Annotated in this window: 18 protein-coding genes; 12 read left to right on the forward strand and 6 right to left on the reverse strand. The window is 68.5% G+C overall.

The window, feature by feature from the left end; translation table 11 throughout:
• Window positions 1-55: 55 nt before the first annotated feature.
• On the reverse strand, window positions 56-1,201 hold the full coding sequence (locus ACFO6Q_RS04835; RefSeq protein WP_380019420.1) for a hypothetical protein: 1,146 nt from the start codon (window positions 1,199-1,201) through the stop codon (window positions 56-58).
• Window positions 1,202-1,308: 107 nt separating this feature from the next.
• The gene (putA, locus tag ACFO6Q_RS04840; RefSeq protein WP_380019421.1) at window positions 1,309-4,458 is read right to left on the reverse strand and encodes a bifunctional proline dehydrogenase/L-glutamate gamma-semialdehyde dehydrogenase PutA; all 3,150 of its coding nucleotides are present in this window, start codon (window positions 4,456-4,458) and stop codon (window positions 1,309-1,311) included.
• A 393-nt stretch (window positions 4,459-4,851) separates the two neighbouring features.
• On the opposite strand from putA, the gene coxB reads away from it, so the two are divergent.
• The 4 genes from coxB to ACFO6Q_RS04860 all read left to right on the forward strand — a co-directional run bounded on the left by coxB (window position 4,852) and on the right by ACFO6Q_RS04860 (window position 9,225).
• Window positions 4,852-5,757 (forward strand): cytochrome c oxidase subunit II, encoded by a 906-nt coding sequence (gene coxB, locus ACFO6Q_RS04845; protein ID WP_380019422.1) that lies wholly within the window; start codon window positions 4,852-4,854, stop codon window positions 5,755-5,757.
• A gap of 152 nt (window positions 5,758-5,909) precedes the next feature.
• A complete protein-coding gene (gene ctaD / locus ACFO6Q_RS04850; protein ID WP_380019423.1) occupies window positions 5,910-7,535 on the forward strand; it encodes a cytochrome c oxidase subunit I in 1,626 nt (541 codons plus the stop codon).
• A 194-nt stretch (window positions 7,536-7,729) separates the two neighbouring features.
• Window positions 7,730-8,314, forward strand: coding sequence for a cytochrome c oxidase assembly protein (locus ACFO6Q_RS04855; RefSeq protein WP_380019425.1), 585 nt, complete (start codon window positions 7,730-7,732; stop codon window positions 8,312-8,314).
• A 44-nt stretch (window positions 8,315-8,358) separates the two neighbouring features.
• Entirely contained in the window at window positions 8,359-9,225 is an 867-nt protein-coding gene (locus ACFO6Q_RS04860; protein ID WP_380019426.1) for a cytochrome c oxidase subunit 3, read from the forward strand.
• A gap of 354 nt (window positions 9,226-9,579) precedes the next feature.
• Here ACFO6Q_RS04860 and ACFO6Q_RS04865 read toward each other — a convergent pair whose 3' ends face one another.
• Window positions 9,580-10,002: a hypothetical protein gene (locus ACFO6Q_RS04865; RefSeq protein ID WP_380019427.1), complete on the reverse strand. Its 423-nt coding sequence runs from the start codon at window positions 10,000-10,002 to the stop codon at window positions 9,580-9,582.
• 87 nt (window positions 10,003-10,089) lie between these two features.
• Here ACFO6Q_RS04865 and ACFO6Q_RS04870 point away from each other — a divergent pair, with 87 nt between their 5' ends.
• Window positions 10,090-11,286, forward strand: a complete 1,197-nt coding sequence (locus tag ACFO6Q_RS04870; protein WP_380019428.1) for a hypothetical protein — start codon at window positions 10,090-10,092, stop codon at window positions 11,284-11,286.
• A gap of 19 nt (window positions 11,287-11,305) precedes the next feature.
• Here ACFO6Q_RS04870 and ACFO6Q_RS04875 read toward each other — a convergent pair whose 3' ends face one another.
• A complete protein-coding gene (locus ACFO6Q_RS04875) occupies window positions 11,306-11,530 on the reverse strand; it encodes a twin transmembrane helix small protein (protein WP_380019429.1) in 225 nt (74 codons plus the stop codon).
• A gap of 41 nt (window positions 11,531-11,571) precedes the next feature.
• Here ACFO6Q_RS04875 and ACFO6Q_RS04880 point away from each other — a divergent pair, with 41 nt between their 5' ends.
• The 4 genes from ACFO6Q_RS04880 to cyoE are packed head-to-tail and all read left to right on the forward strand — an operon-like array spanning window position 11,572 to window position 14,969.
• Window positions 11,572-12,312, forward strand: a complete 741-nt coding sequence (locus ACFO6Q_RS04880) for an SURF1 family protein (RefSeq protein WP_380019431.1) — start codon at window positions 11,572-11,574, stop codon at window positions 12,310-12,312.
• The gene (locus tag ACFO6Q_RS04885) at window positions 12,309-12,860 is read left to right on the forward strand and encodes a hypothetical protein (RefSeq protein ID WP_380019432.1); all 552 of its coding nucleotides are present in this window, start codon (window positions 12,309-12,311) and stop codon (window positions 12,858-12,860) included. The genes ACFO6Q_RS04880 and ACFO6Q_RS04885 overlap by 4 nt, the downstream gene beginning before the upstream one ends.
• The gene (locus tag ACFO6Q_RS04890) at window positions 12,857-14,029 is read left to right on the forward strand and encodes a COX15/CtaA family protein (RefSeq protein WP_380019434.1); all 1,173 of its coding nucleotides are present in this window, start codon (window positions 12,857-12,859) and stop codon (window positions 14,027-14,029) included. The genes ACFO6Q_RS04885 and ACFO6Q_RS04890 overlap by 4 nt, the downstream gene beginning before the upstream one ends.
• Window positions 14,030-14,054: 25 nt before the next feature.
• Window positions 14,055-14,969, forward strand: a complete 915-nt coding sequence (gene cyoE, locus ACFO6Q_RS04895; RefSeq protein WP_380019435.1) for a heme o synthase — start codon at window positions 14,055-14,057, stop codon at window positions 14,967-14,969.
• On the opposite strand, the gene ACFO6Q_RS04900 is transcribed toward cyoE, so the two are convergent.
• Both ACFO6Q_RS04900 and ACFO6Q_RS04905 read right to left on the reverse strand, forming a co-directional pair.
• Entirely contained in the window at window positions 14,966-15,940 is a 975-nt protein-coding gene (locus tag ACFO6Q_RS04900) for a bile acid:sodium symporter family protein (RefSeq protein WP_380019436.1), read from the reverse strand. The two genes, cyoE and ACFO6Q_RS04900, sit on opposite strands and share 4 nt — an antisense overlap.
• Window positions 15,941-16,247: 307 nt before the next feature.
• Window positions 16,248-18,209, reverse strand: a complete 1,962-nt coding sequence (locus ACFO6Q_RS04905; protein WP_380019437.1) for a S9 family peptidase — start codon at window positions 18,207-18,209, stop codon at window positions 16,248-16,250.
• 253 nt (window positions 18,210-18,462) lie between these two features.
• Here ACFO6Q_RS04905 and ACFO6Q_RS04910 point away from each other — a divergent pair, with 253 nt between their 5' ends.
• From ACFO6Q_RS04910 to ACFO6Q_RS04920, 3 genes are read left to right on the forward strand one after another with little or no spacing between them, the layout of a single operon-like run.
• Entirely contained in the window at window positions 18,463-21,336 is a 2,874-nt protein-coding gene (locus ACFO6Q_RS04910) for a TonB-dependent receptor domain-containing protein (RefSeq protein WP_380019438.1), read from the forward strand.
• 42 nt (window positions 21,337-21,378) lie between these two features.
• Entirely contained in the window at window positions 21,379-22,512 is a 1,134-nt protein-coding gene (locus tag ACFO6Q_RS04915) for a dipeptidase (RefSeq protein WP_380019439.1), read from the forward strand.
• Between the two features lie 35 nt (window positions 22,513-22,547).
• Complete coding sequence (locus tag ACFO6Q_RS04920) at window positions 22,548-23,027, forward strand: glutathione peroxidase (protein WP_380019440.1); 480 nt, start codon at window positions 22,548-22,550, stop codon at window positions 23,025-23,027.
• The last annotated feature ends 16 nt before the right edge of the window (window positions 23,028-23,043 follow it).

Here is a 23,043-nt window from a genome sequence, read left to right on the forward strand (position 1 = left end):
CTGCCGCGAGCTTTCCGGCGGTGAGGCGCGCCTTTCGCGGCCGCGCTTGCGAGGCTCAGTCCCCGAAGCCGTCGCGGAAGATGAAGTCCCAGGTCTGGTTCTCGTAGGCGCCCGGGTCCATCGCGCCGAAGCGCGTGCGCGGCGAGCCGCCCAGGTCGTGGGCCAGCGGTGGCTGCGTCAGCGGCACGGCGGCGAGCCCCTGGTTGATGAACGGCGAGTCGTCGCGCAGGCGGTAGTCGCCGTTGGCGGCGTCGACGAAGCGTGGATCGCCCGACAGCAGGTTCGTCGCGTCCAGCGGCAGGTTGCCGCTGACTGTTCCGATCAGGCTGTGGTCGGCGTGCGCCTCGCCGTTGCCGAGGCCGATCACGCTCATGCCCTCGATGTTGAGGTCGGAAATCTCGTTGTCGAAGAATAGGCTGTTGACGACGTCCAGGCGCACGCCTTCCGGCAGGCCGGCGCTGACGCCGCAGCCGCGCGAGCCCTGGCCCGGGCAGCGGCCGCCGACGAAGGTGCTGTTGGCGATCGTCACCGCCGGGCTGGTGCCTGCCTCGGTGGCGACGACGGTCGTCGTCAGATGGCCGGTGGCCACCGTTTCCGAGCGGTTGCCGGCGAACAGGCTGTTGAGCACGCGGATCATGCCATTCTTGACGTACAGGTTGGCGCCGCCGCCGAAGTAGCCGCTGCTGTCGGCGACGACCAGGTTGTCGAGGCGGATTTCCATGTAGTGATCGGAGTAGCCGCTGACGTCCAGCGCGCCGCCGCGTTCGAACGCGGCCTCGTCGCCGCGTCCGTTGCGCAGGCTGAGGTTCTGCACGAACACGCTCGGCGCGCGCGTCGCGCCTTCGGCGGCAAGATGGGTGATGCGCAGCACCGAGCGCTGGCCAGCGCCTTCGAGGATGGTGCGCGAGGCGTCCCGCCCCTGCCCGACGCAGTCGACGCCGTCGACCGTGGTCCAGCCGCCGCTGATGACGAGCCAGCCGGTGGTCGTGGCGGTGTAGCGGAAGCTCTGGCTGAAGGCGGTGTAGGCGCCTTCGCGGATGCGGATCTCGTCGTCGTTGCCCGAAGCGGCGGCGTCGTTCAGCGCCTGCTGCAGTTCGCTTTCGTTGCGCACGCAGTAGATCGCCGCGGACGCGACGTCGGCCGCCGCGAATGCGGCGAAGGCAAGCAGTGCGCCGCCGGCGCGCCGGTGGATGGTCGGCATGGAGGTCCCCTTTTCGTCGTCCCTGCGTACAGGTACGCGGAACGGCGCGGGAAACCCCAATCGCGTCGATCGCGCTGCCGGAAGCCCGGATCAGGCGATCGGCGCGCTCACTCGCCCAGCGTCAGCAGCGAGGCGTTGCCGCCGGCGGCGGTGGTGTTGATCGTCAGCGTGCGCTCGGTGGCGAAGCGCAGCAGGTAGTGCGGGCCGCCGGCCTTCGGGCCGGTGCCGCTGAGGCCCTCGCCGCCGAACGGCTGCACGCCGACCACCGCGCCGATCTGGTTGCGGTTGACGTAGCAGTTGCCGACCTTGGCGCGGCGCGAGATGTGCTCGATGGTCGCGTCGATGCGGCTGTGGATGCCGAGCGTGAGGCCGAAGCCGGTCGCGTTGATCGCGTCGATGACCGCGTCGAGCTGGTCGGCCTTCCAGCGGATCACGTGCAGCACCGGGCCGAACACTTCCTGCGTCAGCAGCGACAGCGACGGCAGCTCGAACGCGCGCGGCGCGAAGAACGTGCCGTGCTCGGCCTCGGCGGCGAGCGCGACCTGCGCGATCTTCTTCGCCTCGCGCTCCATGCGCTCGGCGTGATCGGTCAGCGCCTTCTTCGACGGTTCGTCGATGACTGGGCCGACGTCGGTGGAGAGCACGGCCGGATCGCCGACGACGAGTTCGTCCATCGCGCCGGCGAGCATCTTGATCACCTTGTCGGCGATGTCCTCCTGCACGAACAGCACGCGCGCGGCCGAGCAGCGCTGGCCGGCGGAATCGAACGCGGAGGCGATGACGTCCTTGACCAGCTGCTCGGGCAGCGCGGAGGAGTCGGCGATCATCGCGTTCTGGCCGCCGGTCTCGGCGATCAGCGCGGCGATCGGCGCGTGGCGCGCGGCGAGCGTGCGGTTGATCGTCCACGCGGTCTCGGTCGAGCCGGTGAAGCACACGCCGGCGATCTCCGGACGCGTCAGCAGCGTGCTGCCGATCGTCGAGCCCTTCGCCGGCACGTACTGCAGCACGCTTTCCGGCACGCCGGCTTCGTGCAGCAGCTTGACCGCGGCGTGGCCGATCAGCGTGGTCTGGTCGGCCGGCTTGGCGATGACCGCGTTGCCGGCGGCGAGGCCGGCCGCGACCTGGCCGGTGAAGATCGCCAGCGGGAAGTTCCACGGGCTGATGCAGACGAACACGCCGCGGCCGCGCAGGAACAGTTGATTGCTTTCGCCGGTCGGGCCGGGCAGCTGTTCGGGCTGGCCGAACAGCTTGCGCGCCGTGGCCGCGTAGTAGCGCAGCAGGTCGGCCGCCTCGCGCACCTCGGAGATCGCCGCCGACAGCGTCTTGCCCGCTTCGTGCACGCACAGCGCGATGAAGTCGGCGCGGCGCTGCTCGAGCAGGTCGGCGGCGTGCTCGAGGATCGCCGCACGGCTCGCCGCCGGCAGCGTGTCCCAGTCTTCCTGCGCGGCGACCGCGTTGGCGAGCGCCTTCTCGATCGTGGCGGCGTCGGCGTTGCGGCTTTCGCCGATCACGCGGCGGCGGTCGGCCGGGTCGGTGACCAGGCGCAGCTCGGTCGTGCTGCTCGCGCCCGGCACCAGCGGCGCGGCCTTCCAGCCGGCCTTGTTCGCGTTGACCGCGTCGGCGAGGGCCCTGAGTTCGTTGTCGTTGGCGAGATTGACGCCCATGGAATTCTTCCGTTGTTCACCGAAAAGACCGATCGGCAGCGGGATGCGCGGATGCGGCTTGGAGGGAAACGCGCGAGCCGTCTCGCAGGGATCGGCGACGAGGTCGCGGATCGACACGTCCTCGTCGACGACGCGGTTCACGAACGAGGTGTTGGCGCCGTTCTCGAGCAGGCGGCGCACCAGGTACGGCAGCAGGTCCTCGTGCGAACCGACCGGCGCGTAGACGCGGCACGGCACGGCGAGGTTCTTTTCGCCGATCACCTCGCCGTAGAGGTCAGCGCCCATGCCGTGCAGGCGCTGGAACTCGAACGGACGACCCTGCGCGTAGTGATGGATCGCGGCGATGGTGTGCGCGTTGTGCGTGGCGAACTGCGGATAGATCGCCTCGCTGCCGGCGGCGAACAGGCGCCTGGCGCAGGCGAGGTAGGACACGTCGGTGTTCGGCTTGCGCGTGTAGACCGGATAGCCGCCGTGGCCCAGCTCCTGCGCGCGCTTGATCTCCGAGTCCCAGTAGGCGCCCTTGACCAGGCGCACGCACCAGCGGCGCTTGGCCTTGTGCGCGGTCTCGGCCAGCCAGTCGATCACGAACGGACAGCGCTTCTGGTAGGCCTGCACGGCGAGGCCGAAGCCGTTCCAGCCTTCCAGCGACGGATGCGCGAACACCGCGCCGATCACGTCAAGCGAGAGTTCCAGGCGGTCGGCCTCCTCGGCGTCGACGGTCATGCCGATGCCGTTCTTCATCGCCAGCTGCGCCAGTTCGAGCACCTTCGGCGTCAGCTCGGCGTGCACACGCGCGCGCTTGGCGATTTCGTAGCGCGGATGCAGCGCCGACAGCTTGACCGAGATCGACGGCGCGTCGAGCACGCTCCTGAACGGCCCGCGCCGGCCGAGCGCGGCGATCGCGTCCTTGTAGGCCTGGTGGTAGCGCTCGGCGTCCGGCTGCGTCAGCGCCGCTTCGCCGAGCATGTCGTAGGAATAGCGGTAGGCCGCGTTGTCCTTCTCGGCGGAACGGTCGAGCGCCTCCTCGATCGTGCGGCCCATGACGAACTGGTGACCCATGATGCGCATCGCCTGGCGCACGGCGAGGCGGATCACCGGTTCGCCTGCGCGGCCGACCAGGCGCTTGAGCGCGCCGGTGAAGTCGCGACGGGTCTCCTCGGCGAGATTGACCAGCTGGCCGGTCAGCATCAGGCCCCAGGTGGAGGCGTTGACGAACACCGAATCGCTGCCGCCGAGGTGCTTCTTCCAGTTCGCCTCGCCGAGCTTGTCGCGGATCAGCTTGTCGGCGGTGGCCTTGTCCGGGATGCGCAGCAGGGCTTCGGCCACGCACATCAGCAGCACGCCTTCCTCGCTGGAAAGATCGTACTGGCGCATGAAGGATTCGACCGCGCTCTGATCGCCGGCCTTGCTGCGCACGCGCGCGACGAGTTCCGCGGCTCGCGCCAGCACCAGTTCGCGCTCGGCCGGGGGCAGGGCGGCCTGTGCCAGCAGTTCGTCGACGGCCTGGGTTTCGTTGCGCGACCAGGCGGCGGTGATGCGCGCGCGCGCCGGCTCGATCGCGGCCGGCAGCTCGGAATTCAGAAGTTCGCTCAAGGCGGTCGTTCTCGCGGAAATCGAGAGGACGGCGCCGTCCGGCGCCGCGGAGTCGCGTAGTGTAGTGAGGCGGCCGGCGGGGGTCGAGGACGCTCCCGCCGGGGTCCGGCGGCCTCCCCGGCGCGGCGCTTTGTCGCAGTGCGGGCGGGGGTTCGCGGCCGCCGGTCGGGCGCGCGAAAAGGCCGGTGGCATCGGCTATGGATGGCCTGCACGGGCGCGGCAACGCGCCGCGTCGCTGCGTGGCATCGCGGTTGCCGCTGCCGTGCGCCGTCCACTATCATCGCCGGGATTTTCCCAATAGATGTTCGGCTCCCAGGCGACCGACCGGCGCCTCGGGCGAGGGGTCGGCGTCGCGGCGGCACGGCGGCGCATCCGGTTAATCGAGACAAGGTGATGGCGATGATTTCATCCGGGGTACGGCGCGCCAGTCGCGTCTTTGCGGCGCTCGCGTTGCTGGCGAGCGGTACGGCATTCGCCAATCCGGAGCCGTGGCAGCTCAACATGACGCGCGGCGTGACGCCGATCTCGCAGCGCATCCACGACGTGCACATGATCGCGCTGTGGGTCTGCGTCGGCATCGGCATCATCGTGTTCGGCGCGATGATTTACGCGATGCTGAAGTTCCGCAAATCCAAGGGCGCGGTGCCGGCGCAGTTCAGCCACAACTCCACGCTCGAGGCGATCTGGACCGTCGTGCCGATCATCATCCTCGTCGTGATGGCATGGCCGGCGACCAAGCTGCTGGTGGACATGGCCGACGTCGAGAATTCCGACATGACCGTCAAGGTCACCGGCTACCAGTGGAAGTGGCGCTACGAGTACGTCGACTACTACAAGAAGGCGACCGGCGTGAACTTCATCTCGAGCCTGGACGCCGAGTCCAACCGCATCCGCCAGCCGGGTTCGGGCCTGGATCCGAAGTCGGCCAAGGACGGCAGCTACGACAGCTACCTGCTCAACGTCGACAAGCCGCTGGTGGTGCCGACCGGCGTGAAGATCCGCTTCGTCATCACCGGCGACGACGTGATCCACTCGTGGTGGGTGCCCTCGCTCGGCTGGAAGCAGGACGCGATCCCCGGAATCATCAACGACCAGTGGACGCAGATCGAGACGCCCGGCGTCTACCGCGGCCAGTGCGCCGAGCTGTGCGGCAAGGACCACGGCTTCATGCCGATCGTGGTCAAGGCGGTGCCGAAGGCCGAGTTCGAGCAGTGGCTGGCCACGCAGGAAGCCGAGGCGGCCGCGGCGAAGGCTCCGGCGACCGCGCAGGCGAATGTGCCGGCGGCCACCCAGGGTTGACGAGTCGTATGTGCGTTCATCCGTGAACGCCAGAGCAAGAGAAAAAGCGGTGATCTCCGGCCGCGCATGATTTACAGCGTTCGTCCTTGAACGCAGAGCTGGAAAAAAGCGGTCGTCCTTGACCGCACTTTTCAAATTACGAGGTTCAGGCCATGGCCGCTGCCAATCCCGCCATCCACGACGCGCACGACGACCACGATCACAAGCCGCACGGCTTCCTGAATCGCTGGCTGTTCACGACGAATCACAAGGACATCGGCACGCTGTACCTGGTCTTCTCGCTGGTGATGTTCTTCATCGGCGGCTCGATGGCCATGGTCATCCGCGCCGAGCTGTTCCAGCCGGGCATGCAGCTGGTGCAGCCCGAGTTCTTCAACGAAATGACCACGATGCACGCGCTGATCATGATCTTCGGCGCGGTCATGCCGGCGTTCGTCGGCCTCGGCAACTGGATGATCCCGCTGCAGATCGGCGCGCCCGACATGGCGCTGCCGCGCATGAACAACTGGTCGTTCTGGATCCTGCCGTTCGCGTTCTTCCTGCTGATCTTCGAGATCTTCCTGCCGGGCGGCGGCCCGCAGGGCGGCTGGACGATGTACCCGCCGCTGTCGATGCAGGGCGGCGCCAACGTCGCCTTCATGATCTTCGCCGTGCACCTGATGGGCATCAGCTCGATCATGGGCGCGATCAACATCATCGCCACCATCCTCAACATGCGCGCCCCCGGCGTGGACCTGCTGAAGATGCCGCTGTTCGTCTGGTCCTGGCTGATCACCGCATTCCTGCTGATCGCGGCGATGCCGGTGCTGGCCGGTGCCGTCACGATGCTGCTGACCGACAAGTTCTTCGGCACCAGCTTCTTCAACGCGGCCGGCGGCGGCGACCCGGTGATGTTCCAGCACATCTTCTGGTTCTTCGGGCACCCCGAGGTCTACATCATGATCCTGCCGGCGTTCGGCGTGGTGTCGGAGATCATCCCGACCTTCAGCCGCAAGCCGCTGTTCGGCTACCAGGCGATGGTGTACGCGGTCGCCTCGATCGCGTTCCTGTCGTTCATCGTCTGGGCGCACCACATGTTCTCGGTCGGCATGCCGCTCGGCGGCGAGCTGTTCTTCATGTACGCGACGATGCTGATCGCGATCCCGACCGGCGTGAAGGTGTTCAACTGGGTCTCCACGATGTGGGGCGGCGCGATGACGTTCGAGACGCCGATGCTGTTCGCGATCGCGTTCGTCATCCTGTTCACGATCGGCGGCTTCTCCGGCGTCATGTGCGCGATCGTGCCGGCCGACTTCCAGTACCAGGACACCTACTTCGTCGTCGCGCACTTCCACTACGTGCTGGTGACCGGCGCGGTGTTCTCGATCATGGCCGCGGCCTACTACTGGCTGCCGAAGTGGTCCGGCAACATGTACTCGGAGAAGTGGGGCAAGATCCACTTCTGGTCGAGCGTGATCTCGGTCAACGTGCTGTTCTTCCCGCAGCACTTCCTGGGTTTGGCCGGCATGCCGCGCCGCATCCCGGACTACAACGTCGCCTTCGCCGACTTCAACATGATCAGCTCGATCGGCGGCTTCTGGTTCGGCGCCAGCCAGCTGATCTTCGTCGGCGTGATCATCCACTGCGTGTACTTCTCCAAGCAGCGCGCGACCGCGCAGGTGTGGGAAGGCGCGAAGGGTCTGGAGTGGACCGTGCCGTCGCCGGCGCCGCACCACACGTTCTCGACGCCGCCGGTGATCAAGCCGGGCATGCTGGCGCACGACGACGTCAGTCACTAAAAGGAATGTTTTCCCTTCTCCCGCTCGCGGGAGAAGGTGGCCCGCAGGGCCGGATGAGGGGCACAGTTCGTGACGTTGTCGCAAGCGCTCCCTCACCCCAGACGCTTCGCGTCTGGACCTCTCCCGCAGGCGGGAGAGGTGAACCGCGTCATCGTTGGAATCGGATGTACTCGCCGGAACCGAACTCGCAGGACATGAAGCAAGAAATCGCCAACCGCAACGCGAGCGTGCTGAAGACCGGCGCGATCGTGGTCGCGTGCGCGTTCCTGTTCGGCTTCGCGATGGTTCCGGTGTACCGCATCGTCTGCGAGCACGTGTTCGGCATCAAGCTGGCCAACGGCGGCACCTCGCCGACCAGCGTGGCCGACCTGGTGGAGGACACCAGCCGGACGGTCACCGTGCAGTTCGTCACCAGCGTCAACAGCAAGCTGCCGTGGAGCTTCGCCGCCGAGCGCACCAGCGTCGACGTGCATCCGGGCAAGCTGACCGAGGTCTGGTTCGACGCGACCAACACGAGCGCGCAGGCCATCGTCGGCAACGCGGTGCCCAGCGTCGCACCGAGCAACGCCTCGCTGTACTTCAACAAGACCGAATGCTTCTGCTTCACCGAGCAGGTGCTGAACGCCGGGGAGACGCGCCGCATGCCGGTGCGCTTCTTCGTCGATCCGCAGCTGCCCAAGAGCGTGCGCGAGCTGACCCTGTCGTACACGTTCTATACGAACGAAGTCGCCACCCAGCGGCTTTCCGAGACCGGTTCGCCGCTTCCGACGGCCGGTTGAGACCGCGCATTCACCGAACGCAACACGAATCGAGGGCCGCCGCCATGGCGCAAACACAAGGTGCTTACTACGTCCCCCACGGCAGCCACTGGCCGATCGTCGGCTCGTTCGGCCTGCTCGGCACGGTCGGCGGCGCCGGCATGTGGCTCAACGAGCACAGCCTCGGCAAGCCGGTCATGGCGGTCGGCATCGCGCTGCTCGTGATCATGATCTTCGGCTGGTTCGGCACGGTCATCCGTGAATCGGTCGGCGGCCTCTACAACAAGCAGGTCGACACTTCGTTCCGCATGGGAATGATGTGGTTCATCTTTTCCGAAGTGATGTTCTTCGCCGCGTTCTTCGGCGCGCTGTTCTACGCACGCGAGCTGGTGGTGCCGTGGCTCGGCGGCGCCGGCAAGGGCGCGCTGACGAACTACTTCCTGTGGCCCGACTACACCTCGGCCTGGCCGACCAACGGTCCGGGAGACGTCGGCGGCACGTTCCACACGATGACCCCGTGGGGCATCCCGCTGCTCAACACCCTGCTGCTGCTGACCTCCGGCGTCACCATCACGATCGCGCACCACGCGCTGCGCGCCGGCCACCGCGGCCGCCTGCTGGTGTTCCTCGCGCTCACCGTGCTGCTCGGCGTGGTCTTCCTCGGCTTCCAGGTGTACGAGTACGCGCACGCCTACGGCCACCTGAACCTGACTCTCGGCAGCGGCATCTACGGCAGCACGTTCTTCATGCTGACCGGCTTCCACGGCATGCACGTCACGCTCGGCGCGATCATGCTGGCGGTGATCTGGTTCCGCTGCGCGAAGGGCCACTTCACGCGCGACAACCACTTCGGCTTCGAAGCCGTCGCCTGGTACTGGCACTTCGTCGACGTGGTCTGGCTGGGCCTGTTCCTGTTCGTCTACGTGCTCTGAGCCGTATCCCGCTCGCGCGGGCCGCTGCATGACAGCGGCTCGCGCATAGATCCCCGTTCCGCCGAGGCTTGCGCGACGATCGAGGTTTTCTCTCGTCGCTTGCCCTTCGGCGCAATGCTCGGCCGGCGCATGGTCACGTCCTGTGACACCGGATCTGCGTCGTCGCACTGGCCTTCCTGGCAAGACCCGTCGGTCCTCCAGTTGAAGGACGCACGGCGGCTTCCCCACAACGTGGCGGAGGGGAGCCTTTGATGTCCGAATCCGATCGCAACGTCTCACGACAACCGCTGGTCAGCGGCCTTCCGTGGAAGACCTCGTGCACGCTCGATGCTCGGGCGGCAATCGGCTGCCTGCTCACCTTTGGACAGACGCCGACATCGCTGCAGGCTTTCCGCTGACAGCTAACTGATGCTCGCCTTGTTCGCGGCGATGCTGCGCCAGGGTGAAGCCCATGCCGGCGGTCACGCGATCGAGTCTTCGAAAAGACTTTTGCCATTCGGCCTCTTTCCTCTGGCGCGCCCATTCGTTGGCGCAACTTCCGCAAGTTTCCGGCGTGCGAAGAACAGGCACGAGCGGTGTTCGCGATCTTTTCAGCGGCTGATTCTTCGGGGCGCCGGAAAGCCCATGAACATGAAAGATTTCATCCACGGCCGAGGGCGAAAGCGTCGGGTACGATCCTGAGGGTCGAGTCGTGGTTGAGCTTGGGTTATATTGAATTTTTGGAAAATTGATGCAGGAAGGAAATTCCTCATAAGGACATAAATCGGTTTCGGACAATACGACAGGCCTATGGCAGCGCGACGGAGAGCAAGCTCGAATCCGTCCCCATCTTCCTTGCTGGGCCAATGCGCCGTCGTACAGCTGGTGGCATTGGTCGTCTTGGGCGTGCTCTGGACCCTCTGGTTCTGGCCCACCCCGTTCAGCGATTTCTTTCTCTATTGGGACGAGGCCGGCGGAACCGCGGCCTACGAACGCGGCGGCGCCGGCGTGCTGGTGTTCGCGCTGGTGCGGCGGTTTCTGTCCGCACCGCAATGGGCGGCCCTGTTCGTCAATCTCTCGGCTGCGGTGTTCCTGCTGTGGCTGTTCTGGCGCTGCGATACGACGCGCTGGCGCGTATTCGCCCATCTGGGCGCGCTCTATCTGCTGCTGATCACGCCGTACTTCGCTCTCGTGCAGATCGACCTGATCGCGACAGCGTGCCTGGCCGCGTGCTGGGCCTTGCTGTTGCGGCCACCGCAGGGGTGGCCTGGCTGGCTGAGCTGGGGGCTGGGCCTGTCGCTGGGCGTCGCCGCGGTGTCGACGCGTCCCCAATTCGCTCTGACCATGAGCGTCCTGGTCGGGATGCTCGTCGTGCTCTGGCTGGCGCTCGATAGCCGGAGAGGCACGAAGGTTCTCCTGGCCTTGTCGGCGACGCTCGCATTGGTGGTGGCGATCGGGTTCTCGCTCGATCTGTGGGCGCGCTACGCCGCGGGGACGGGCGAGCGCGTGCGCACCAGTTCGGCCGTGACCCTGTATTCGGGTCTGCTGGCGACCGAAGCCGGCTCGTGGTGTGGCGGATGGACGCCGGCGGCCAGTCAGGCGGCGCTCGAGGATCGCGACAAGCCGTTGTCCACGGCGATGAGCGAGCGACTCGCGGCGCGCCCGGCGGGACATTGGCTCGGCATCATCCAATGCAAGCTCACTCGGGTCGTTCTGCTGCCGCGGCCGTTCGCGTTGTTCTGGCTCGCCCCACCCGGGGCGGATGCGGTTTCGCTCGACGCGGAACAGCGGCGGCGCCTGGATGTCGTCGAAGCCTTGCGTCCCTGGGAGCGCGCGCTCTATCGCCTCCTGACGCTGGCGATCTACCTGGGTGTCGTCGTGATTGCGATACGCCGCCGCCGCGTGGGAGGACTGGCGCTTGTGCCGATCGCCTGGGCGCTGTCGTTCTGGCTGGTGCACCTCGTCTTCGAGGCGCAGGAACGCTATTTTTTGGCTACCATAGCGCTGCTGCCTCTGTTGTCGGCGCTGGTTTCGAGCGTCGACGCGTCTCGACGGATCCAGACGAGGACTTCCGCTTCGTAGCGCGGCGCTTTGCGCGCCTTCAGCCGCCGATCCCGTGCGGTTTGATCAGCCCGGTCGCGATCGCGATGATGACGAGCACGATCAGCAGCACGGACAAGCCGATGCGGCGGGTCAGCGCCTTCACCACGCGGTCGCTGCCGCTCTTGTCGGTCATCATGAAGTAGAGGCCGGCGCCGAGGTTGTACAGGATCGCCGCCAGGAAAAGCAGGATCAGGACCTTGCTGAGCATAGTGAAACTGTCCATGCGGCCGCGCGTTGCGGCGGCATGCACGAGTATACGCCGGCATGTCCGCTAGGCGCTGGCGTCGTCCGCGCGCGTTCGCGGTCGTGCTGTGCCTGGCCGGGGTCGCGCTGTTCATCGCGCTGGGCAGCTGGCAGTGGCGGCGCGGACAGGAGAAGGCCGAGCTGTTCGCCGCGTTCGACCGCGGCTTCGCGCAGGCGCCGATCGCGCTGGAGCAGGCGCGGCGCGAAGCCGGCGGTGCGGTCTACCCGCACGTCGTCGTGCGCGGCAGCTACGTCGAGCCGGACTACGAATACGAGCTGGAAAACCAGGTCCGCGACGGGCGCGTCGGCGTCATGGCGTTCGCCCTGTTCCAGCCGGCCGGCGGCGGCGATCCGCTGCTGGTGAACCGCGGTTTCCTGCCGTACGCGAGCGGCGACCGCCGCTATCCGGAACTGCCGCCGCTGCCGCGCGGCGAAGTGTCGCTGTCGGGACTGTACGCGCCGCCGCCGGGCGCCGGCCTGCGGCTGGGCGGCAACGGCCTGGAAGCGCAGAAATATCCGAAAAAGGTCATCTATCTCGATCTGGCCGAAGTCGGCGCCGATCTCGACCGCCGCCTCGACCCGCGCGTGCTGCTGCTGTTGCCCGAGCCCGGCGCGGCCGAGTCGGCGCGCTTCGTGCGCGAATGGCGCCCGGAGGTGTTTCCGCCCGAGCGCCACTACGGCTACGCTCTCACCTGGTTCACGTTCGCCGCCGTCGTGGTCGCGACCTTCGCGATCCTGCACTGGCGCAAGACACCCCAATGACTCCACGCACGCGCAACCGCATCGGCCTGCTCCTGATCATCGCGCTGTTCCTCGCGCCGCTGGTCGCCGCCTACGTATTGAACGCGCTCGACTGGCGCCCGGGCGGCACGCGCAACTACGGCACCCTGGTCGAGCCACCGCAGGACCTGTCCGGCGCGCGCTTCGTGCTCGCCGACGGCAAGCCGCTGCAGTGGAAGGACGAGGACTGGTCCTGGACCGTGTTCGCCCTGACCGGACCCGGCTGCGCGCATAGCTGCCTCGCGCGCCTGGATGAGCTGCGCCGCGCGCGCCTCACCCTGAACCAGAACGCCTATCGCGTGCGCGTGATCGTGCTCGATGCCGGGCTGACCCCCGAGCAGCTGGCGCCGCTGAAGCCGCTGGAGTCCGCGCGCGACGTCGACGCCAGGCTCGCCGCGCTGCGGCCGGCCGGCGCCGACGAAGTCGCCGTCGCCTTCGCCGACCCGCACGGATTCCTCGCGCTGCGCTACGCGGTCGGCTACGACGCGAACCAGCTGCGCAAGGATCTCGCGCGCCTGGTGAAGCGATGAGCGCGCGTGCGCTCCTCTCGCCGGCGCGCATCGCCGCGTTCGCCACCGCGTTCGCCTTCGTCGTGATCGTGTTCGGCGCGTTCGTGCGCCTGTCCAACGCCGGCCTGTCCTGCCCGGACTGGCCGACCTGCTACGGCAAGGCGACCTGGCCCGGTCACGAGCACGAGATCGAGCACGCCAACGCGAACTTCCCGGAGCGCCCGGTGGAGACGCACAAGGCCTGGCGCGAGCAGGTGCACCGCATGATCGCCGGCACGCTCGGCCTGCTGGTGTTCGCGCTCGCGCTGATCGCGGCCTGGCGCCGCCGCGTGCTGGTCGCGATGCTGCTGATCGCGGCGCTCGCCGCGGCCATCGGCGTGTTCCTGTACATCAAGCAGGAGTACGCGGCGTCGGCGCTGCTGTCGGCGGTCGCCATCGCCCTGCCGCTGCTCGCCGCGCTGCGCCTGGACCGCGCCGCGCCGTGGCGCATCGCGGTGGTCACCTTCGCGGTGGTCATCTTCCAGGCCATGCTCGGCATGTGGACGGTCACCCTGCTGCTCAAGCCCGTGGTCGTGATGGGCCATCTGCTCGGCGGCCTGCTGACGTTCTCGCTGCTCGGCTACGTCGCGTTGCGCCTGGGCACCACGCAGGCGCCGACGGCACAGCAGCGGCGCCTGCAGCCGATGGTGATCGTCGCACTGGTGCTGCTGGCAGTGCAGATCGCGCTCGGCGGCTGGACCAGCGCCAACTACGCCGCACTGGCCTGCGGCGCGGATTTCCCCAAGTGCGCCGGCAACTGGTGGCCGATGACGGATTTCCGCGAGGGCTTCGTGCTCTGGCGCGGCATCGGCGTCAACTACGAAGGCGGCGTGCTCGACGCGGCCGCGCGCGCGGCGATCCAGATCGCCCACCGCATCGGTGCGCTGGTCGTGTTCGGCCACGTGCTCGCGACCGCCGTGCTGGCCTGGCGCCGCGGCCTGCCTCGCCTCGGCGCGCTGGTGGCGGCGCTGCTGTGCACCCAGGTCGCGCTCGGTATCGCCAACGTCAAGCTGCTGCTGCCGCTGCCGGTCGCGACCGCGCACAACGGCATCGCCGCGCTGCTGCTGCTGTCGCTGATCGCGCTGCTGGTCCGCGTGCAGGCGCCGCCCGCACCGTCTCCCGCCGCCGCATCACTGCGGCAGGCCGCCTAGTGCCGTCGTGAAGCATGGTGTCGTCGTGAAGCAGCGCTCCCTTGCCAGCCAGTACTTCGAACTCACCAAGCCGCGCGTCGTCGCGCTGATCGTGTTCACCGCGGTGATCGGCATGCTGCTGGCCGTGCCGGGCGTGCCGCCGCTGCGTCAGGCGATCGCCGGCGCGATCGGCATCTGGCTCGCCGCGGCGTCGGCGGCGGCGCTGAACCACCTGATCGACCAGCGCATCGACAAGCTGATGGCGCGCACCTCGCAGCGCCCGCTGGCCACCGGCACGCTGACGCCGACGCAGGTGCTCGCCTTCGCGCTGGGCCTCGGCACGCTGTCGATGGCGATCCTGATCGCGTTCGTCAATCCACTGACCGCGGCGCTGACCTTCGCCTCGCTGATCGGCTACGCGGTCGTCTACACCGCGTACCTGAAGCGTGCGACGCCGCAGAACATCGTCATCGGCGGCGCCGCCGGCGCCGCGCCGCCGGTGCTCGGCTGGGCCGCGGTCACCGGCAGCGTGCACGCCTACGCGCTGCTGCTGTTCCTGATCATCTTCATCTGGACGCCGCCGCATTTCTGGGCGCTGGCGATCTTCCGCCGCGAGGACTATTCGCGCGCGCAGGTGCCGATGCTGCCAGTCACGCACGGCGTCACCTACACGCGCTGGCACGTGCTGTACTACACCGTGCTGCTGCTGGTGATCACCGTGCTGCCGTACCTGACCGGCATGAGCGGGCTGTTCTATCTCGGCGGCGCGCTGGTGCTCGGCGGCGGCTTCCTGTACTACGCGATCCGCCTGATGAACCCGCCGGACGACTTCTTCGCGATGCGCGTGTTCAACTATTCGATCATCTACCTGATGGCGCTGTTCGCGTTCCTGCTGGTCGACCACTACCTGCCGATCGGCACGCTCGATTCGGGCGCGATGCTGCTGCGCAAGGTCGGCTAGCCGTCACCGGAGCGTCGCGCGTAGCGCTGCGCGAGCATCGCGCAGGCCATCAGCTGCACCTGATGGAACAGCATCACCGGCAGCACCAGCATGCCGAGCGCCGGATTGCCGGCGAACAGGATCTTCGCCATCGGCACGCCGCTGGCCAGGCTCTTCTTCGAGCCGCAGAACACCACCGCGATCTCGTCCGCGCGCGAGAAACCCAGGCGCCGGCTGAGCACGGTGGTCGTCGCCAGCACGATCGCCAGCAGCAGCACGACCACCGCCAGCAGGCCGAGCAGCGCGAGCGGCGGCACCAGGTGCCACAGTCCTTCGACCACCGAGGCGCTGAAGGCGACGTAGACCACCAGCAGCACGGTGCCGCGATCGGTATAGGACAGCACGCCGCGCCAGCGCTCGATCGCGCTGCCGATCCACGGCCGCAGCAGATGCCCGGCGAGGAACGGCACCAGCAGCTGCAGCACGATGTCGCCGATCGCGCGCAGCGGCGAGGTGCCTTCGCCGCGCGTGGTCAGCAGCAGCGCGACCAGCAGCGGCGTGACGAACACGCCGGCGAGATTGGACAGCGAGGCCGCGCAGACCGCGGCCGGTACGTTGCCGCGCGCGATCGCCGTGAACGCGATCGACGACTGCACCGTCGACGGCAGACAGCACAGGTAGAGCAGGCCGGGATAGAGCGCCGGCGTGGCGACGGCGGTCGCCAGCGGCTTCAGCACGAGCCCGAGCAGCGGAAACAGCGCGAACGTGCAGGCCAGCACCAGCAGGTGCAGTTTCCAGTTCGTCAGTCCGGCGAGGATCGCTTCGCGCGGCAGCCGCGCGCCGTGCAGGAAGAACAGCACGGCGATGCCGGCGACCGTCAGATGATCGAACGCCACCGCCACGCGCCCCTCGCACGGCAGCAGTGCGGCGAGCGCCACGGTGGCGAACAGGGCGAGGGTGAAGCCGTCGAAGAGGGTGCGCAGGAATTTCACGAGGATATTGGCTTGGAGAAAGCTGAGGTCGGTGGGACTCGTGTGCGATCACCGTGGGTAGCCGCTGGTTGCCGTTGCCTCTCCCGCAAGAGGGAGAGGGAGAACAGCAGCGCTGCCTTCGCCGTCACCTCTCCCGCTCGCGGGAGAGGTCGCGCCGCAGGCGCGGGTGAGGGAAGCCGGAGCGCAGCGCTCCGATGCCCCTCACCCCGGCCCTCTCCCGCGAGCGGGAGAGGGAGAACAGCACCGCTGATTTGTCGTTGCCTCTCCCGCATGCGGGAGAGGAAGCAAATCCTTCCGGACCCGGCGCTCATCCGCCGATCAAGTATTTCTGCCAGAACAGCATCGTCGCCGCGCGGAAGTAGTCGACGTTCGGCTTCTTGCGGAAGCCGTGGCCCTCGTCGTCGAACTCGAGGAACCACACGTCGCCGCCGTTGCCGCGCACGGTGCGGACGATCTGCGCCGCCTCGCTGGCCGGCACGCGCGGATCGTTCGCGCCCTGCGCGACGAACAGCGGCCTGGTGATCGCCTTCGCGTTCGTCGTCGGCGAGATCTTCTCGAGGAAGGCCTTCATCTTCGGATCGCGCTCGTCGCCGTATTCGGCGCGGCGCAGGTCGCGGCGGTAGTTCTCGGTGTTCTCGAGGAAGGTCACGAAGTTGGAGATGCCGACGATGTCGACGCCGGCGCGCAGGCGCGCGTCGTAGTGCGTCATCGTCGCCAGCACCATGTAGCCGCCGTAGGAGCCGCCGTAGACGGCGACGCGCTGCGCGTCGAGTTCGGGCTGTGTGCCGATCCAGTCGAGCAGGGCGCCGATGTCCTTGACCGAATCCTCGCGCTTGAAGCCGTTGTCGAGCAGCAGGTAGCTCTTGCCGTAGCCGGACGAGCCGCGCACGTTGGGCACCAGCACCGCGACGCCGAGCTGGTCGACGAGGAACTGGATCTCGGCGCTGAACACCGGCCGCGCCTGCGCCTCGGGGCCGCCGTGGATCTGGATCACCACCGGCACCTTCTTCTGCGCCGCCGCCTTCGGCCGGTAGTAGAACGCCGGGATCGTGCGCGGCTTGCCGCCGGCCTTGTCGAAGGTGGCGAAGCGCACCAGCTCGGGCGAGGCGAATTTCGACGCGTCCAGTCCGCCGACCTCGCTCTCGGTCCAGCGCGCGACCGCGTTCGCCTCCGGATCGACCGTGTAGACGTCGCTCGGCGACACGGCCGAGTTGAGCGAGAACGCGATGCGCTTTCCGTCCGGGCTGAACTCGACGCTGCCGATGACGCCCTTCGGCAGGGCCGGCAGCGGCAGCTCCTTGCGCGTGGCCGTGTCGAGCAGGTGCAGCACGCCGAAGCCGTCCTCGTTGCTGACGAAGGCCAGGCGCCGGCCGTCGGCGGACAGCGCGTAGTCCTCGACGTCCCAGGCGATGCCGGCGCTGAGCGCGGCGACCTTGCCGGTCTTGAAGTCGTGGAAGCGCAGCGTGCGGAATTCGTTTTCCTCGTCGGAGGTGAAGTACGCGCCGCTGCCGTCCGGCGCGAACTTGAACGCGCCGAACGAGGCCTTGCCGCCGTCGACCGGGAACAGCGTCAGCTTGCCGCTGTCGAGGTCGACGACGCCCGGGCGGATCTCGTTGATCGAGACGAACTGCTGCACCAGCAGCTGCTTGCCGTCCGGCGAGAAGTCGCTCGCGCCCCAGCTGCCGCCTTCGGCCACCACGGCCTTCTTCGCGCCGCTGTCCAGGTCGAGCACCCACACGTCGGTGTCCTTGCCGTTGCGCGCGGTGCTGCTGTAGGCCAGCCGCGCGCCGTCGCGCGACCACAGCGGGCCGTCGTTGCGCGACTTGCCGTCGGTCAGCAGTTTCGTCTCGCGCGTGCCCAGGTCGAACCAGTACAGCTGCCAGAACTCCGATCCACCGACGTCCTTGCCGAACACGAAGCCGTCGCGCTTCGGGTTCGCGGCGATCGCGGCGATCGGCTCGTCGTAGAACGTCAGCTGTTCGCGCGCGCCGCCGGGCGTCTTCACGCGATGCACCTGCGTGGTGTTGGCGAAGCGCGTGCCGACCAGCAGGCCCGAGCCGTCGGCGATCCAGCCGCCGAGTCCGGCGTTGCGCGTGTTGGCGTAGCGCTGCAGCCGCTCGCTCAGTGCCGCTGGAATCTCGGGAATGTTCTCGCTGACGCGATTGCCGCGCTCCACGCGCTGCACCTCGGCGGCGCCGGCCGGGATGCAGGCGAGCGCGCCGGCGAGGGCGAGGATCGTGAGGGCGGGGCGTCGTCGGAAGTGTCGCATCGGGGTCTCCGGCAATCGTGGAACGCGCAGGGTAGCGTGTTGCGGCGTGCTCGGCGTCGACGCCGAGCGGCGTCCGCTCGAGGACGTCGCCGCGCCGCTGTCGCGTGTGGACTCCTGAAGGCCGCTCTGTCTTCGTGCGCTACGGCACGGATTCAGACTAAAACATCGTACGAATGGTTTCATACGATTTTCATCGGAGCTACCATCGCCGGGCGGAAGCGTTGCAGCTGGTTTCACCCCGGGGGGCCATGCCATGCGGAAGAGCCGTGCGAAATTCGCACTCGTCGCGTTGACGCTGGCGGGCGCGCCGGCGGCGGCGCAGGACCCGGCGCCGGAGGAGCGGCCGGCGGGCAATCCCAAGGAAGCCACCGTGCTGCAGCCGATCGAGGTGGTCGGCTCGCACATCCGCAGGATCGACGTCGAGACACGCCATCCGCTGCTGACGATCGAGCGCGCCGAGCTGCTGCGCACCGGTCTCACCGACGTGGCGGACATCCTGCAGACGATCACCGCCAACGGGCAGACGCAGAACCGCAACATCAACAACGGCGGTACCGGCGAGCTGCGCGTGAACCTGCGCAGCCTCGGCAGCCATCGCACGCTGGTGCTGGTCAACGGCCAGCGCTGGGCCGCCGCACTCGACGGCGGCGTCGACCTCAGCGCGATTCCGCTGGCGCTGGTCGAGCGCGTGGAGGTGCTCAAGGACGGTGCCTCGGCGATCTACGGCTCCGACGCGATCGCCGGCGTGATCAACATCGTCACGCGGCGCGACTTCGACGGCGCGGAGCTGGGCGCCTACGTCGGCCAGTACGACCAGGACGACGGCCTGCGCCGCTCCTACGACCTGAGCTTCGGCCGCGCCAGTGACGGCTGGAGTGCGGCGATGGGACTGGAATACGAACGCTACGATCCGGTGCTGGCCGGCAACCGCGAGATTTCCGGCACGCCGCTGCCCGACCTGCCGGCCGCGGCGACCGGCTCGTCGGCGACGCCGTACACGAGCCTCACGCTGGCGGGCGGCGGGCCGCTGCGCCTGATCGACGGACGCAGCGGCACGTCGCCGGACGATTTCCGTCCGTTCGATTCGCGGCGCGACAACTACAACTACCAGTCGACCACGTACCTGCAGACGCCGGCCGGGCGCAAGGCGGCGTTCGCGCAGGGCCGCTACGAGATCAGCCCGAGCCTGGCCCTGGTCGGCGACCTGCTCTACAACCGCCGCACGTCCTCGCAGCAGCTGGCGCCGCCGGTGGTGCTGTTCTCGCCGTATGCCAGCGGGCCCGAGTCGCTGCTGTCGATCTCGCCGGACAATCTCTACAACCCGTTCGGCGAACCGGTGATCGCCGCGCAGCGGCGCCTGGTCGAAGCGGGGCCGCGGCGCTTCGAGCAGTCCGTCGACACCAAACGAGCGCACCTGGGGCTCGACGGCCTGGCCTCGCTGGCCGGGCGCGAGGTGGCCTGGGGCGCGGACTTCACCTGGATCCGCGCCGACGAGCGCTCGTCGACCGATCCGTACTTCGACAACCGCGCTCTCGCGCTGGCGATCGGGCCGTCGTTCCGCGACGCCGCCGGCGCCGCGCACTGCGGCACGCCGCAGGCACCGGTCGCCGGCTGCGTGCCGATGGACCTGTTCGGCCCGCCCGGCTCGATCACGCCGGACATGCTCGCCTACATCCGGCGCGTCACGCACGCGAGCCGCCGCGCGGACCTGCACGACTTCAACCTGCACGCGAGCAGCACGCTGTTCGAGCTGCCGGCCGGTGCGGTCGCCGTTGCGGCGGGCCTGGAGCATCGCCGCGAACGCGGCGAGGAGCGCATCGATGCGCTGATCCGCAGCGGCAACGCGAACGGCAGCGGCGGCGGCTCGATCGAGCCGACCCGCGGCAGCGACCGCGTCGAGGAGGCCTACGTGGAATTGGAGGTCCCGCTGCTGAAGGACCTGCCGCTGGCGCGCAGCCTCGACGTGTCGCTGGCCTCGCGCTACTCGCGCTATTCGCAGTTCGGCAGCACGACCAACTCGCAGTTCGGCCTGCGCTGGAAACCGTTCGACGACCTGCTCGTGCGCGGCAACTATTCGGAAGGCTTCCGCGCGCCGAGCCTGTTCGAGCTGTTCGCCGGAGCGCAGGTCAACACCGGCCAATTTTTTGACCCGTGCGTGGCCGCCAACGAATCGGGTCCTTCGGTGCTCGCGCGCTGCCGTGCGCTCGGCGTTCCGGCCGATGTGCAGGACCCGCAGGCGGTCGAGGTCACGGTGGCCGGCAATCCGAAGCTGCAGCCGGAGACGGCGACGACGCGCACGCTGGGCCTGGTCTATTCGCCGCAGTGGCTGGAAGGACTGCAGGCGAGCCTGGACTGGTACCGCATCGAGCTGCGCGGCTCGATCCAGCAGGTCGACGCCGGTTCGGTCCTCGACGACTGCTACCTGCGCGCCGACCGCACCGCCTGCGCGCAGATCCGGCGCGGCGCCGACGGCACGCTGGCCGGCATCGTGCAGATGCCGCGCAACCTGCCGGGCGGGCTGGAGACCGAAGGCTTCGACTTCGGCGCCCTGTACCGCCGGCCCACCGCGATCGGCGACTTCACGCTGCGCTGGGAGAATTCCTACGTGAGCTACTTCGGGCAGATCGGCCAGCCCGACCGCCTCGCGCCGCTGGCCGACGGCTCGCTCGCGCAGGGCAACGCGGTCGGGCAGAACTCGGCCGCGTTCGGTACGGTGTGGCGCCTGCGCTCGGTGCTCGCCCTGGCCTGGCAGCGCGAACGCTGGAGCGCGAGCATCGCCGCGCGCTACTTCTCGTCGATCCAGGAAGACTGCAGCGGCGTGCTGTTCTACGCGCAGCGCATCGGCGACCCGGCGCTGCGCAACCTGTGCTCGCAGCCGGACCGCATCGTCGAACAGGACGATTCCGGCATCGGTCAGCCGGCGCCGCGCAATCGCGTCGGCAGCGTGACCTTCTTCGATCTCGATCTGGGCTGGACCGCGCCGTGGGGCGGCCACGTCGCGCTCGGCGTGCGCAACGCGTTCGACCGCGGTCCGCCGGTGTCGTATTCGGCCGGGTTCCGCGGCTTCTTCGCCGACTACGACCTGCCCGGACGCTTCTGGTACGCCAGCTACCGGCAACGCTTCTGAACGCGCGCGGCGCGCAATCCGATCATCGAGGAGGAAAACGGGATGACGACACGACGCGAGGTACTGGCCATGGCCGCCGCGGCGGGCGCTGCGGGCCTGCTCGCGCGCTCCGGCTACGGGCGCGCGGAAACGGCCGCGTGGAAACCGTTCCGCGACACCGTCGCGGTCGACGGCGAGGGCGGGCTGTTCATGCTGCTGTCGGCCACCGACGAGGAAGACGCCGCCGACCTCGCCGCCGCGCGCGCCAGCGGCCTGGCCGGCGCGCTGCTCACGGTCGCGCCGAACTCGCGCTTCCGCTACGACGTGGAAGGATTCGAGAAGACCAAGGAGCTGCTCGCCAACTGCCGGCGCAAGATCGCCGCGCATCCGGACGCGCTGCTGCTCGTCGACACCGCGGCGGACCTGGAGCGCGCGCGGCGCGAGCGCCGGCTCGGCGTGATCCCGCGCTTCCAGGGCTGCGAGCCGCTGGGCGAGCACCTCGACCGCGTGCCGCTGTTCCGCGAGCTGGGCGTGCGCGTGATCCAGCTGACCCAGGCCAGGCGCAATCTCGCCGCCGACGACTGCATGGAGGCCAACGACGGCGGCCTCAGCGCATTCGGCCACAAGGTGGTGGAGGAGCTGAACGCGCGGAAGGTGGTGGTCGACCTCGCGCACGGCTCGCCGCGCACGATCGCCGAGGGCATTCGCGCGTCGAAGGCGCCGGTGCTGATCAGCCACACCGGCTGCCGCGCGCTGGCCGACGTGCCGCGCAATACCGGCGACGACAACCTGCGCGCGCTGGCCGACCGCGGCGGCGTCGCCGGCATCGTGTTCTGGCCGTACCTGCGCACCGACCGGCAGCCGATGGCGGCCGATGTGGTCGCCCACATCGAACACGCGATCAAGGTCTGCGGCGAGGACCACGTCGGCATCGGCACCGACTGCGCGATCGCGCCGGTCGAGCGCACGCCGGAGTACGAGAAGCAGAACCGGGAGAACATCCAGGGCATGATCGAAAGCGGCTGGCTGAAGCAGAAGAGCGCCGACGGCGTGCACCTGTTCATCACCGACCTGAACGTGGCGAACCGCTTCGAGGTGCTCGCCGGTCTGCTGTCGGCGCGCGGCCATTCCGACGCGCGCATCGCCAAGATCCTCGGCGGCAATTTCGCGCGCGTGTTCGGCGAGGTGTGGGGGTAGTAGACTGGCCGCGCCCGCGACTCGAGAGCGCCGCCATGACCACGATCTACGACTTCAGCGCGAAGACCATCGACGGCGACGAGCAGGGACTCGACGCCTACCGCGGCAAGACGATGCTGATCGTCAACGTCGCCTCGAAATGCGGCTTCACGCCGCAGTACGCCGGGCTCGAGGCCCTGTACGAGAAGTTCCAGGGCCAGGGCCTGGTGGTGCTGGGCTTTCCGTGCGACCAGTTCGGCCACCAGGAGCCCGGCGACGAGGCCGAGATCCGCAATTTCTGCTCGCTGAACTACGACGTGACCTTCCCGATGTTCGCCAAGATCGAGGTCAACGGCGCCGGTGCGCATCCGCTGTACCAGTTCCTCAAGAAGCAGGCCAAGGGCCTGCTCGGCAGCGAGTCGATCAAGTGGAACTTCACCAAGTTCCTGGTCGACAAGGAAGGAAGCGTGGTGCGCCGCTACGCGCCGACCGACACGCCGGAGAGCATCGGCAAGGATCTCGCCGCGCAGTTGTGAGTCCGTCCCCGACGCG

The organism is Dokdonella ginsengisoli, assembly GCF_042652785.1.
GTDB classification, from domain to species: domain Bacteria; phylum Pseudomonadota; class Gammaproteobacteria; order Xanthomonadales; family Rhodanobacteraceae; genus Dokdonella_A; species Dokdonella_A ginsengisoli.

Excerpts from the sequence above, each read along its gene's own strand:
- ACFO6Q_RS04835 (WP_380019420.1), bottom strand. The coding sequence starts at position 1,201 with ATGCCGACCATCCACCGGCGCGCCGGCGGCGCACTGCTTGCCTTCGCC.
- coxB (WP_380019422.1), top strand. The coding sequence starts at position 4,852 with ATGGCGATGATTTCATCCGGGGTACGGCGCGCCAGTCGCGTCTTTGCG.
- ctaD (WP_380019423.1), top strand. The coding sequence starts at position 5,910 with ATGGCCGCTGCCAATCCCGCCATCCACGACGCGCACGACGACCACGAT.
- ACFO6Q_RS04855 (WP_380019425.1), top strand. The coding sequence starts at position 7,730 with ATGAAGCAAGAAATCGCCAACCGCAACGCGAGCGTGCTGAAGACCGGC.
- ACFO6Q_RS04860 (WP_380019426.1), top strand. The coding sequence starts at position 8,359 with ATGGCGCAAACACAAGGTGCTTACTACGTCCCCCACGGCAGCCACTGG.
- ACFO6Q_RS04875 (WP_380019429.1), bottom strand. The coding sequence starts at position 11,530 with ATGGACAGTTTCACTATGCTCAGCAAGGTCCTGATCCTGCTTTTCCTG.
- ACFO6Q_RS04880 (WP_380019431.1), top strand. The coding sequence starts at position 11,572 with ATGTCCGCTAGGCGCTGGCGTCGTCCGCGCGCGTTCGCGGTCGTGCTG.
- ACFO6Q_RS04885 (WP_380019432.1), top strand. The coding sequence starts at position 12,309 with ATGACTCCACGCACGCGCAACCGCATCGGCCTGCTCCTGATCATCGCG.
- ACFO6Q_RS04890 (WP_380019434.1), top strand. The coding sequence starts at position 12,857 with ATGAGCGCGCGTGCGCTCCTCTCGCCGGCGCGCATCGCCGCGTTCGCC.
- ACFO6Q_RS04905 (WP_380019437.1), bottom strand. The coding sequence starts at position 18,209 with ATGCGACACTTCCGACGACGCCCCGCCCTCACGATCCTCGCCCTCGCC.
- ACFO6Q_RS04910 (WP_380019438.1), top strand. The coding sequence starts at position 18,463 with ATGCGGAAGAGCCGTGCGAAATTCGCACTCGTCGCGTTGACGCTGGCG.
- ACFO6Q_RS04915 (WP_380019439.1), top strand. The coding sequence starts at position 21,379 with ATGACGACACGACGCGAGGTACTGGCCATGGCCGCCGCGGCGGGCGCT.
- ACFO6Q_RS04920 (WP_380019440.1), top strand. The coding sequence starts at position 22,548 with ATGACCACGATCTACGACTTCAGCGCGAAGACCATCGACGGCGACGAG.